Below are 12230 nucleotides of genomic sequence, written 5' to 3'. Positions count from 1 at the left end.
GCGACAGCCGTGCCTGCTGCGGCGGGCATTATAAAAATTAAGGATTTACAATGATTTTGAATGCATTCTCTCTTGAAGGTAAAGTCGCCGTTGTGACCGGTTGTGACACCGGTCTGGGTCAGGGTATGGCGCTGGGCCTGGCGGAAGCGGGCTGCGATATCGTCGGTATCAACATTGTTGAACCGACAGAAACCATCGAACGTGTGACCGCACTGGGCCGCCGTTTTTTAAGCCTGACCGCCGATCTGCGTCAAATCGACGGTATTCCGGCGCTGCTGGAGCGCGCAGTGGCAGAATTCGGCCATATCGATATTCTGGTCAACAACGCGGGTCTTATCCGTCGTGACGATGCGATCGATTTCAGCGAAAAAGACTGGGATGACGTGATGAACCTGAACATTAAGAGCGTGTTCTTTATGTCTCAGGCCGCGGCGAAGCACTTTATCGCCCAGGGTAACGGCGGTAAAATTATCAACATCGCCTCTATGCTTTCCTTCCAGGGCGGGATCCGCGTGCCGTCTTACACCGCGTCTAAAAGCGGCGTAATGGGTGTTACCCGTCTGATGGCGAACGAGTGGGCAAAACATAACATCAACGTCAACGCGATTGCACCGGGTTACATGGCGACGAATAACACTCAACAGCTGCGTGCTGATGAGCAGCGTAGCGCAGAAATCCTCGATCGTATTCCGGCGGGGCGTTGGGGTCTGCCGAGCGACCTGATGGGGCCTGTCGTGTTCCTGGCGTCCAGCGCATCTGACTATATCAACGGCTATACCGTTGCGGTAGACGGCGGCTGGCTGGCGCGTTAATTGCTTTCCAGAGCCAACAAACCCTGCTAAATGGCAGGGTTTTTTTTACTTTTGAATCATTAAAATCCATATTGTGGTTATAAATTATTCCATATTAAATTTCATACGTATCAATTTATTGTTTTTAATATTCTTTAATATCAATAAATTAAATTTAATTGAGTGATTGTCGGTAAATTTTAAAATTGGAATATCCATCACATAACGATGTGGTGTAGCTATTTAATCCATGTTTTTGCCGTTTCCCGCCTGACGCTTCCTGCAAGGGATCCCTTACTTTCAATGGCATGGTTACTCTGTATCTGGCAGGAAAAAATGGTCTCAATAAATAATGATGCTGCTTTAGCGCCGCGCTCAGTGCGCGATACGCGACGTATGAATATGTTTGTTTCTATCTCTGCGGCTGTCGCAGGGTTGTTATTCGGCCTGGATATTGGCGTGATTGCCGGGGCGTTGCCTTTCATCACCGATCACTTTGTGTTGACCAGCCGCCTGCAGGAGTGGGTGGTCAGCAGCATGATGCTGGGCGCGGCAATTGGTGCGCTGTTTAACGGTTGGCTGTCATTCCGCCTGGGACGTAAATACAGTCTGATGGCGGGGGCGATCCTTTTCGTCGTCGGATCTCTGGGCTCGGCGTTTGCCTCCAGCGTAGAAATGCTCATTTTTGCCCGCGTGGTACTGGGCGTTGCGGTGGGGATCGCCTCTTACACCGCACCGCTCTATCTCTCTGAAATGGCAAGCGAAAACGTGCGTGGCAAGATGATCAGTATGTATCAGCTGATGGTGACGTTGGGCATCGTTCTGGCCTTTTTGTCTGATACCGCGTTCAGCTACAGCGGTAACTGGCGCGCTATGCTGGGCGTGCTGGCGCTTCCGGCTGTATTGCTGATTATTCTGGTTGTGTTCCTGCCCAATAGCCCGCGCTGGCTGGCGGAAAAAGGTCGCCACATTGAAGCTGAAGAAGTATTGCGCATGCTGCGTGATACCTCAGAAAAGGCCCGCGATGAGCTGAACGAAATCCGTGAAAGCTTGAAGCTGAAGCAGGGTGGTTGGGCGCTGTTTAAAATTAACCGTAACGTGCGCCGCGCAGTTTTTCTTGGGATGTTACTGCAGGCGATGCAGCAGTTCACCGGGATGAACATCATCATGTATTACGCGCCGCGCATTTTCAAAATGGCGGGTTTTACCACCACAGAGCAGCAGATGATTGCCACGCTGGTGGTTGGCTTAACGTTTATGTTCGCTACCTTTATTGCCGTCTTCACGGTCGACAAAGCAGGACGTAAACCGGCGCTGAAAATTGGGTTCAGCGTAATGGCCATCGGGACGCTGGTGCTCGGATATTGCCTGATGCAGTTTGATAACGGCACGGCTTCCAGTGGACTATCCTGGCTGTCAGTTGGCATGACGATGATGTGTATTGCCGGCTACGCAATGAGCGCCGCGCCGGTGGTGTGGATCCTGTGTTCGGAAATTCAGCCGCTGAAATGCCGCGATTTTGGTATTACCTGTTCCACTACCACCAACTGGGTGTCGAACATGATCATTGGTGCAACGTTCCTGACGCTGCTCGATAGCATTGGCGCGGCTGGTACGTTCTGGCTATATACTGCGCTGAACGTCGTGTTTATCGGTATTACGTTCTGGCTGATTCCAGAAACCAAAAACGTCACGCTTGAGCATATCGAACGTAAGCTGATGGCAGGTGAGAAGTTAAGAGATATTGGGGTGTAAATGTTGAGACGGAGTGTCGGATGACGTCTCATGTAGGCCGGGTAAGCGATACCCGGCTTTTTTATTTAGCGCTTTACCCGTGTAGAAAATCTTCGCGTATGGGCGTAAAGGTATCCAGCAGCGTTCCCGGTTTTAAACAGACGCAGCCATGCATAATGTTGGGTTGTTTATACAGGGTATCGCCCGCCCTAACGACATGCTTTTCTTCGCCGATGGTAAATTCAAACTCACCGGACAACACGTAAGTCAGCTGCTCGTGCGGATGATTGTGCATCGGGCCAATCGCGCCTTGCTCGAAGTTCACCTCAACCGCCATCATGTTACCGTCGTGAGCAAGAATGCGCCGGGTAACGCCATTGCCCAGATCGTCAAGCGTGGTCTCTTTATGAAAAATAAACATCCGGCCTTCCTGTAATTAATTAAAACAATGTTTCATTAAACCTATATCAGAAAATTAAAAAAAGAAATGCACGCCAACATATGTGGAAAGTTGATCACATCTTTGGTTCACTGGAGAGACAACAACGAGTCAGGGGAAATGATGAAAACGATCGGTCTGTTAGGCGGTATGAGCTGGGAATCTACCATTCCTTATTATCGACTCATTAATGAAGGGGTAAAACAGCGCCTGGGCGGCCTGCATTCAGCGCAGATCCTGCTGCACAGCGTGGATTTTCATGAGATTGAAGTCTGTCAGTCAAGCGGTGACTGGCAGCGAGCCGGTGAGATCCTCGCGCAGGCCGCCACAGCGCTACAGCAAGCCGGAGCGCAAGGGATTGTGCTGTGTACCAATACCATGCACAAAGTTGCTGAGGCGATTGAAAGCGCCTGTGATGTGCCGTTCCTGCATATTGCCGATGCGACGGGGCGGGCGATACAAAAGCAGCAGATGAGCAACGTGGCGCTACTGGGTACGCGCTACACCATGGAACAGGATTTTTACCGCGGTCGTTTACAGACTGAATTTGGCATTAGCACGCTGATTCCTGAAGCTGATGACCGTCAGAAAATAAACCAGATTATTTTCGATGAGCTGTGTCTCGGTGAGTTCAGCGAGGCTTCCCGCGATTATTACCTGGGCGTCATCGACCAACTGGCGAACCAGGGGGCGCAAGGGGTGATATTTGGCTGTACTGAGATTGGTCTGCTGGTTCCCGCCGAGCTAAGCCCACTACCGGTTTTCGACACCGCGGCAATCCATGCGCAAGATGCGGTGGCATTTATGCTTTCGGTTGTGGATGCAAAATAGCCTCCAGCGGGTCAATAAGACTTGGTAGATGGTCCTGCAGATGCGCCGTAAAAGCATCAACCAGCGCCGAGGCGGGGCGATGAAGTGGGTGAATCAGGCTGACCGTAAAGGGTACCGAAATACTGAAGCGGCGGATGACGATCCCGCTACTGGCGTAATCCAGCGCGGTCAGTGGGTTTACCACCGAGATCCCCACGCCTGCCCGCACCATTGCACAAATTGAAGCGGCGCTATGGGTTTCAATCACCATACGGCGCTTCACCTGGTGCTCATTAAACAGGCTATCCAGTAGCTGACGGTAACTGTCGGTCCGTGACAGGCTGATGTAGTTTTCCCCCTGAAAATCCTGCGGCGTTAACACCGCTTTCTTAGTCAGCGGATGCCCCTGGGGCAGCACACACACTTCATCCAGCGCCAGCAATTCGGTGCGTTTTGTTCCGGCTGGCGTATGCAGCGTTTCCGTTAACCCCAGATCGTGGCGCTGCGCCGACAGCCACTCTTCCAGCAGCGGTGACTCCTGCGGCACTATCTGAATATTGACCTGCGGATAGCGTGCGAGGAATGGCTGCAGCAGTGGTGGTAAAAAGGACTGTGAGAATACCGGCAGGCAAACAATCGACAATTCGCCCTGGCGAAACTCGCGCAGGCTTTCGGCGGCGCTCACAATTCTGTCCAGGCCATACCACGAACGTTGCACCTCTTCAAACAGACGTAACCCTTGCACGGTTGGGTGCAGCCGGCCACGCGTGCGTTCAAACAGCGTTAATCCCAGTACTTTCTCGAATCGGGCCAGTTCCCGACTGACGGTGGGCTGCGAGGTATGTAGCATGCGCGCGGCTTCCGTCAGATTGCCTGCCGTCATGATGGCGTGAAAAATTTCGATGTGTCGCAGGTTAACGGCGGGCATGGGCAATCCTCGAATGAACCAATCCATATCATTTTTGCATAGACTCACGATAAAACGATATTTTTTATTCTTTTCGGGCTGTGGCGTAATCATAAAAAAGCCAATACCGGAGCACACCATGCCACGCCCACTCAACAACACAGACACTGACCTGACCGCCGACAACCTGCTGCGCCTGCCTGCCGAATTCGGCTGCCCGGTGTGGGTCTATGATGCGCAGATTATCCGCGCGCAGATTGCCAAACTGAGCCAGTTTGACGTGGTGCGTTTTGCCCAGAAGGCATGCTCGAATATTCATATTCTGCGCCTGATGCGCGAGCAGGGCGTGAAGGTGGATTCCGTCTCGCTGGGCGAAATTGAACGTGCGCTGGCTGCGGGCTTTGAGCCAGGAAAAGATGAGATAGTCTTTACCGCCGATATGATCGATGACGCGACGCTCGCCCGGGTGCATGAATTGAGCATTCCGGTAAATGCCGGTTCAGTGGATATGCTGGAACAACTGGGTCAGGTCTCGCCGGGCCATCGCGTGTGGCTACGCGTAAACCCTGGCTTTGGGCATGGACACAGTCAGAAAACCAATACCGGCGGCGAAAACAGCAAGCACGGGATCTGGTATAGCGATCTTCCCGCGGCGCTGGAGGTGATTCAGCGCTACAAGCTGAAGCTGGTGGGGATTCATATGCATATTGGCTCCGGTGTGGACTACGCGCATCTGGAGCAGGTGTGTGGTGCGATGGTGCGTCAGGTAATTGAATTTGATCAGGATCTGGAGGCGATCTCTGCGGGCGGCGGTTTATCAATCCCGTATCGCGAAGGTGAAGAGGCGATCGATACCGATCACTACTTTGGATTGTGGAACGCTGCGCGTGAGCAGATTGCTAAATACCTGGGGCACCCGGTCGCGCTTGAGATAGAGCCGGGTCGTTTTCTGGTCGCGGAAGCCGGCGTGCTGGTAGCACAGGTACGCAGCGTAAAAGAGATGGGTAGCCGTCACTTTGTGCTGATCGATGCGGGCTTCAACGATCTGATGCGCCCGGCGATGTACGGCAGCTATCACCATATCTCCGCGCTGGCTGGGGATGGTCGGTCTCTGGAACACGCCCCGCAACGGGAAACCGTGGTGGCCGGGCCGCTGTGCGAATCTGGCGACGTGTTTACCCAGCAGGAGGGCGGAAATGTGGAAACCCGTCTGTTGCCTGCGGTGGTGCCGGGTGATTATCTGGTCTTGCACGATACCGGGGCGTACGGCGCGTCAATGTCGTCAAACTACAATAGCCGTCCTCTGCTGCCGGAGATTTTGTTCGATAACGGCGTGGCGCGGCTGATTCGCCGTCGCCAGACCATTGATGAGCTGTTAGCGCTGGAATTAATCTGATTACAGCGTGGTGAAATGCCGGATGGCGCTACGTTTATCCGGCCTACGAAATTAACTGTGGGCGCTGTTGGCCGGATAAGGCACTTGTGCCGCCATCCGGCATTTAATTACTTAAAGTACGGCCCGAGCGTTACTGAGTCACGTAGTACTAGTTTGCCGGTAAACGGTGGGATTGGCTCGACGCTCTCGCCGTTGGCCAGCCGGATAGCCTGGTCGATTGCCGTGGTTATCATGGTATCAATCGGCAGATAAACGGTAGACAGCCCCGGCTCCAGCCATTTGGCGCTGGGTGCATCATCAAAACCAAACAGTGAGACGTCCGTTGGGATCCTCAGCCCGGCCTGATGTAACGCTTTTGATGCGCCCAATGCCATGTCATCGTTACAGGCGAACAGTGCGCTGAATTTCACCCCTTCCTCCAGCAGTTCACGACAGGCTTCATAGCCTCGTGTCATCGTGGAGTCGCCGTATTTGACCTTGTCGGGATCCCAGGGAATACCGTTTTTTTCCAGCGCTTTACGATACCCCATCAGGCGGGATTTACCGGTCGGGGTATGGCCTGGCACAGTGATACAAGCAATATCGCTATGGCCCTGGGAGATAAGATAATTGACCGCCTGATAGGCCGCGTCTTCCTGTTCAAAGAAAATCGCGCGATCGCGGGCCTGGCTTACATCACGGTTGATGACCAGCAAGGGCATAGCGATGCTGTTCATCAGCGACATTATCTCTTTTTCACTCATATAGCGGGTATAGAGAATAATGGCGTCGCACTGCCTGTCCGCCAGCATTTGCACGGCTTCCTGCTCACGCTCTGGTGTGTCGTGTCCGTCGGTGACGATCAACTGCTTGCCGTGAGATTCCGTCTGGCGTGAAGCCTGTTGCAGCAGCCGGCCAAAGTAGAATCCATCAAATGTAGAAACCACCAGACCAATGCTGTTGCTGGTGCGGTTTGCCAAAGATCGTGCTAAAAAATTAGGCCGATAATCAAGTGCCTGCATGGCCTTAAACACTTTCTGGCGCGTGCTCTCTTTTACCTGACCCGTGCCATTCAGTACGCGCGAAACGGTCGCTTTTGAGACGCCTGCGTGTCGTGAAACGTCCAACATCGTAGTCATAACGCTATCCTGGTTAATCGTTTGACGATGAATTCCCCGGCTCTGTCAGCGTCGAAACGGAATGGCGACGCACCAGAGTTGGGTTAAAAACGTGGGTAATTTCAGGCACGGGGCGCTTCTCCGCCAGCGCGAGCGCCAGTTCGGCAGCCTGGGTTGCCATCGTCACGATCGGATAGCGCACCGTGGTCAGACGCGGGCGCACGTAGCGGGAAACCAGCACATCATCAAAACCAATCAGCGAGATTTCTCCCGGTACATCAATGCCGTTATCATTTAATACGCCCATGGCACCAGCCGCCATTGAGTCGTTGTAGCAGGCTACCGCAGTGAAGTTTTTGCCACGACCAAGTAACTCGGTCATCGCCTGTTCACCGCCGCTTTCATCCGGTTCACCAAACGTTACCAGGCGATCGCTGACCGGTATATTGCTCTCTGCCAGCGCGTCGTAATAGCCTTGCAGACGATCTTCCGCATCTGAAATTGTGTGATTGGAACACAGATAGCCAATGCGTGTATGGCCCTGTTGAATGAGGTGCCGGGTCGCGAGCCATGCGCCGAAACGGTCATCAAGGGCAACGCAGCGTTGTTCGAATCCTGGCAGAATTCGGTTAATTAATACCATGCCGGGGATTTGCTTCATTAGTGATGCCAGCTCAGCATCCGGGATGATTTTTGCGTGGACAACAAGGGCTGCGCAGCGGTGGCGAATGAGCTGTTCAATCGCCTGTCGTTCCTTCTGTTCGTTATGGTAGCCGTTGCCAATCAGTAAAAAATTACCGGTGTTATAGGCCACCTGCTCGACAGCTTTAACCATTGCCCCAAAGAATGGATCGGACACATCACCAACGACCAGACCGATGGTCTCTGTGGATTGTTGTGCCAGCGCACGCGCATTGGCGTTGGGGTGGTAGCTGAGAGATTCCATTGCACTCGTTACAGCCAGGCGCGATGCTTCGCTGGCTTTAGGGGAATCATTAATCACTCGAGAAACGGTGGCGACTGATACACCTGCTAGTCGGGCTACATCCTTTATGGTCGCCATGATAGTACCTGTTGTGGGTAAACGCTTACATTCCGTCAGTGTTACGGAAAATGGCTGGCTGTTCAAGCAGATTGCCCGTCAGAACGTCGCAAATGTGAGCGCACACGAGCGAAGTAAGACAGAAAATAGAAAATGCTAATTTTTGCTTACACTTTGCGATGTGCTGTTGCGATTGTTCGCTGGTGAGGGAACTGAGCAGATTGCTAGAGTTGAGATCCCAGAGGTATTGATAGGTGAAATCAACTTTCGGGTTGATCACTAGAATTACACCAGCCTGCGCAGATGCGCAGGTTTTTTTTTACCTTCAGCCTATCTGTAACAGTAACCGATAATTTACACAACTCGTTGCATTTGGGTTCATTCCTTTGCGTTTTCGCACTGGCGTATCTGGCTGCTGACGACCACAATCAAGATCCCAGAGGTATTGATTGGTGAGATTATTCGGTACGCACTTCGTACCTGTCTCTTGCACCAACCTGCGCGGATGCGCAGGTTTTTTTTCGAATTGTATTTAACAGTTACCTGTCGCGCCTATTCCCCAACTCGTATACTCTCCCACCATTGATGTTTATATAATTAATGGCACAGGGAGTTGAGATGCTATTTGGCTTTTTTCGTAATCTGTTTCGCGTGCTTTTCCGCGTTCGCGTCACGGGCGATGTCAGCGCGCTACAGGGAGAACGCGTTCTAATCACTCCCAACCATGTTTCATTTATAGACGGCATCCTGTTGGCGCTCTTTTTACCGATTCGTCCCGTCTTCGCTGTTTACACCTCGATCAGCCAGCAATGGTATATGCGCTGGCTAACCCCGTTGATTGATTTCGTACCGTTAGATCCAACCAAACCGATGTCGATTAAACATCTGGTTCGTCTGGTCGAACAGGGCCGCCCGGTGGTTATCTTCCCGGAAGGGCGTATTTCGACCACCGGTTCATTGATGAAAATCTATGACGGCGCCGGGTTTGTCGCGGCAAAGTCAGGGGCCACGGTGGTTCCTGTGCGCATCGAAGGCGCGGAGCTTTCCCGCTTTAGTCGCCTGAAAGGTCTGGTTAAACAGCGATTCTTCCCGCGCATCCGCTTACACATCCTACCGCCGACACAACTGCCGATGCCGGAAGCACCGCGAGCTCGCGATCGCCGTAAAATCGTCGGAGAGATGCTGCATCAAATTATGATGGAAGCACGCATGGCGGTTCGTCCGCGTGAGACGCTCTACGAGTCGCTGCTGGCGGCGAAATACCGTTTTGGCGCAGGCAAAAACTGCATTGAAGATATTAATTTCACTCCGGACAGCTACTGCAAACTGCTGACGAAAACGCTGTTTGTCGCGCGTATTCTGGAAAAATACAGCACCGAGGGTGAAAGAATCGGCCTGATGCTGCCAAATGCGGGAATCAGCGCGGCGGTCATTTTTGGCGCCATTGCGCGTCGACGCATTCCAGCCATGATGAACTACACCGCGGGTGTGAAAGGATTAACCAGCGCCATTACTGCGTCTGAAATAAAGACGATCTTCACATCCCGACAGTTTCTCGATAAAGGCAAACTCTGGCATTTACCAGAACAGCTCACCCAGGTGCGTTGGGTGTATCTGGAGGACTTGAAAGCCGATGTGACCTTTAGCGATAAGCTGTGGATTTTCTCACATCTGCTGGCACCGCATCTGGCGCAGGTGAAGCAGCAGCCGGAAGACGCTGCGGTGATCCTCTTTACCTCCGGTTCAGAAGGCCATCCGAAAGGCGTGGTTCACAGTCATAAAAGCATTCTGGCGAACGTTGAGCAGATTAAAACGATTGCCGATTTCACCGCCGATGACCGCTTTATGTCGGCGCTGCCGCTGTTCCACTCCTTTGGGCTAACGGTGGGATTATTCACGCCGCTACTGACTGGCGCAGAAGTGTTTCTTTATCCCAGCCCGCTGCATTACCGCATTGTGCCAGAGCTGGTATACGACCGGAACTGCACCGTGTTGTTTGGTACGTCAACGTTCCTCGGCAACTACGCGCGTTTCGCGCATCCTTACGATTTCCATCGCCTGCGCTATGTGGTTGCGGGAGCGGAAAAACTGCAGGACAGCACAAAGCAACTGTGGCAGGAGAAATTTGGCCTGCGTGTCCTTGAGGGCTATGGGGTGACGGAATGTGCGCCGGTGGTGTCGATTAACGTACCGATGGCGGCAAAATCGGGAACGGTAGGGCGCATCTTGCCTGGTATGGATGCTCGACTGTTGGCCGTTCCGGGAATTGAGGACGGTGGGCGTTTACAGCTGAAAGGCCCTAATATTATGAGCGGCTATTTGCGCGTCGAAAAACCTGGGGTGCTGGAGGTGCCAACGGCAGAGAATGCGCAAGGTGAGATTGAGCGCGGCTGGTATGACACCGGAGACATCGTACGCTTTGATGAAAACGGCTTTGTACAGATTCAGGGGCGCGCTAAGCGTTTTGCTAAAATTGCCGGAGAGATGGTGTCGCTGGAAATGGTTGAGCAACTGGCGTTGGCGGTGTCAGCAGACAAAATGCACGCCACTGCGATCAAGAGTGATGCCAGCAAAGGTGAGGCGCTGGTGCTGTTTACCACTGATAGCGAACTCACGCGTGAAAAACTCCAGCAGTATGCGCGGGCACACGGCGTACCTGAACTCGCCGTACCGCGTGATATACGCCACCTGAAGCAACTCCCATTACTCGGCAGCGGTAAGCCGGATTTTGTTACGCTGAAAAGCTGGGTCGATGAGCCGGAAAAACAACATGAGTGAGTCAGTGCACACTAACACGTCAATCTGGTCCAAAGGGATGATGTCCGTTATCGCCGCGCAGTTTCTGTCAGCGTTTGGCGATAACGCGTTGCTGTTTGCTACGCTGGCGTTGCTGAAGGAGCAATTTTATCCGGACTGGAGCCAGCCTATCCTGCAAATGGTGTTTGTGGGTGCTTACATTCTGTTTGCGCCGTTTGTTGGACAGGTGGCGGATAGCTTTGCCAAAGGCAGAGTGATGATGTTCGCGAACTCCCTGAAACTGCTGGGTGCGGCAAGTATTTGCTTCGGCATTAATCCGTTTCTCGGGTATACGCTAGTGGGGATTGGCGCGGCGGCGTATTCACCGGCCAAGTATGGCATTCTCGGTGAACTGACCACCGGCGACAAACTGGTGAAAGCCAACGGCCTGATGGAAGCTTCCACCATTGCCGCGATTTTGCTCGGTTCTGTCGCCGGTGGCGTTCTGGCCGACTGGCACGTGATTGCCGCGCTTTCTGCCTGTGCGCTGGCCTATGCTGGCGCAGTGGTCGCTAACCTGTATATCCCGAAACTGGCCGCGGCTCGCCCTGGCCAGTCCTGGCATCTGGGGAAAATGACGCGCAGTTTCTTCTGTGCCGCCTCTTCGCTGTGGCGCAACGGTGAAACACGCTTCTCGTTGGTGGGAACCAGCCTTTTTTGGGGGGCGGGCGTTACGCTGCGTTTTCTGCTGGTACTGTGGGTTCCGGTGGCGCTCGGCATCACCGATAACGCCACGCCGACCTATCTCAATGCCATGGTAGCGATCGGGATTGTCGTCGGCGCGGGGGCGGCTGCGAAGCTGGTGACGCTGGAAACCGTGTCGCGCTGTATGCCTGCGGGGATCCTGATTGGCGTCGTGGTGCTGATTTTTTCTCTTCAACATTCGCTGCTTCCGGCCTACGCATTGCTGATGCTTATCGGCGTGTGTGGTGGGTTCTTTGTGGTGCCGCTGAATGCGTTACTGCAGGAGCGGGGTAAGAAAAGCGTCGGCGCAGGTAATGCGATTGCGGTGCAGAACCTGGGTGAAAACAGCGCGATGCTGTTGATGTTGGGTATTTACTCACTGGCGGTGCTGGTGGGGATCCCGGCGGTAGCGATTGGTATTGGGTTCGGTGCGCTGTTTGCGCTGGCGATTGCGGCGCTGTGGATTTGGCAGCGCCGCCATTAGTCTGTTATATGCTGTTGCAACCAGGCCTACAGGGAACGCTGTCTGTAGGC

At 53.4% G+C, this 12230-nt stretch carries 10 protein-coding genes; 6 read left to right on the top strand and 4 right to left on the bottom strand.

The features are described 5' to 3' along the window. The first annotated feature begins 50 nt into the window (after positions 1–50). Together kduD and araE are read left to right on the top strand one after the other, a co-directional pair. A complete protein-coding gene (kduD, locus tag G4551_RS19110) occupies positions 51–812 on the top strand; it encodes a 2-dehydro-3-deoxy-D-gluconate 5-dehydrogenase KduD (RefSeq protein WP_003033923.1) in 762 nt (253 codons plus the stop codon). 315 nt (positions 813–1127) lie between these two features. After that, positions 1128–2546, top strand: coding sequence for an arabinose-proton symporter AraE (gene araE, locus G4551_RS19105; RefSeq protein ID WP_003840970.1), 1419 nt, complete (start codon positions 1128–1130; stop codon positions 2544–2546). A 73-nt stretch (positions 2547–2619) separates the two neighbouring features. Here the strand turns inward: araE and G4551_RS19100 are convergent, their stop codons facing one another. Further along, entirely contained in the window at positions 2620–2946 is a 327-nt protein-coding gene (locus G4551_RS19100) for a cupin domain-containing protein (RefSeq protein WP_003033932.1), read from the bottom strand. A 141-nt stretch (positions 2947–3087) separates the two neighbouring features. Between G4551_RS19100 and G4551_RS19095 the strand changes: the two genes are divergently transcribed. Beyond that, complete coding sequence (locus G4551_RS19095; RefSeq protein ID WP_003840966.1) at positions 3088–3795, top strand: aspartate/glutamate racemase; 708 nt, start codon at positions 3088–3090, stop codon at positions 3793–3795. On the opposite strand, the gene G4551_RS19090 is transcribed toward G4551_RS19095, so the two are convergent. Then, on the bottom strand, positions 3767–4702 hold the full coding sequence (locus G4551_RS19090) for a LysR family transcriptional regulator (RefSeq protein WP_003840964.1): 936 nt from the start codon (positions 4700–4702) through the stop codon (positions 3767–3769). The two genes, G4551_RS19095 and G4551_RS19090, sit on opposite strands and share 29 nt — an antisense overlap. A gap of 118 nt (positions 4703–4820) precedes the next feature. On the opposite strand from G4551_RS19090, the gene lysA reads away from it, so the two are divergent. Next, on the top strand, positions 4821–6077 hold the full coding sequence (gene lysA, locus G4551_RS19085; protein ID WP_003840962.1) for a diaminopimelate decarboxylase: 1257 nt from the start codon (positions 4821–4823) through the stop codon (positions 6075–6077). A 107-nt stretch (positions 6078–6184) separates the two neighbouring features. Here the strand turns inward: lysA and G4551_RS19080 are convergent, their stop codons facing one another. After that, positions 6185–7195 (bottom strand): LacI family DNA-binding transcriptional regulator, encoded by a 1011-nt coding sequence (locus G4551_RS19080; protein ID WP_003033942.1) that lies wholly within the window; start codon positions 7193–7195, stop codon positions 6185–6187. Between the two features lie 13 nt (positions 7196–7208). Beyond that, the gene (gene galR / locus G4551_RS19075) at positions 7209–8237 is read right to left on the bottom strand and encodes an HTH-type transcriptional regulator GalR (protein WP_003033945.1); all 1029 of its coding nucleotides are present in this window, start codon (positions 8235–8237) and stop codon (positions 7209–7211) included. A gap of 597 nt (positions 8238–8834) precedes the next feature. On the opposite strand from galR, the gene aas reads away from it, so the two are divergent. Continuing rightward, on the top strand, positions 8835–10994 hold the full coding sequence (gene aas, locus G4551_RS19070; RefSeq protein WP_003840958.1) for a bifunctional acyl-ACP--phospholipid O-acyltransferase/long-chain-fatty-acid--ACP ligase: 2160 nt from the start codon (positions 8835–8837) through the stop codon (positions 10992–10994). Next, entirely contained in the window at positions 10987–12180 is a 1194-nt protein-coding gene (lplT, locus tag G4551_RS19065) for a lysophospholipid transporter LplT (protein WP_003033951.1), read from the top strand. Before aas ends, lplT begins: the two co-directional genes overlap by 8 nt. The last annotated feature ends 50 nt before the right edge of the window (positions 12181–12230 follow it).

The sequence above is a fragment of the Citrobacter freundii ATCC 8090 = MTCC 1658 = NBRC 12681 genome (assembly GCF_011064845.1).
GTDB lineage: Bacteria > Pseudomonadota > Gammaproteobacteria > Enterobacterales > Enterobacteriaceae > Citrobacter > Citrobacter freundii.
This window is presented reverse-complemented; position numbering and strand designations above follow the sequence as displayed.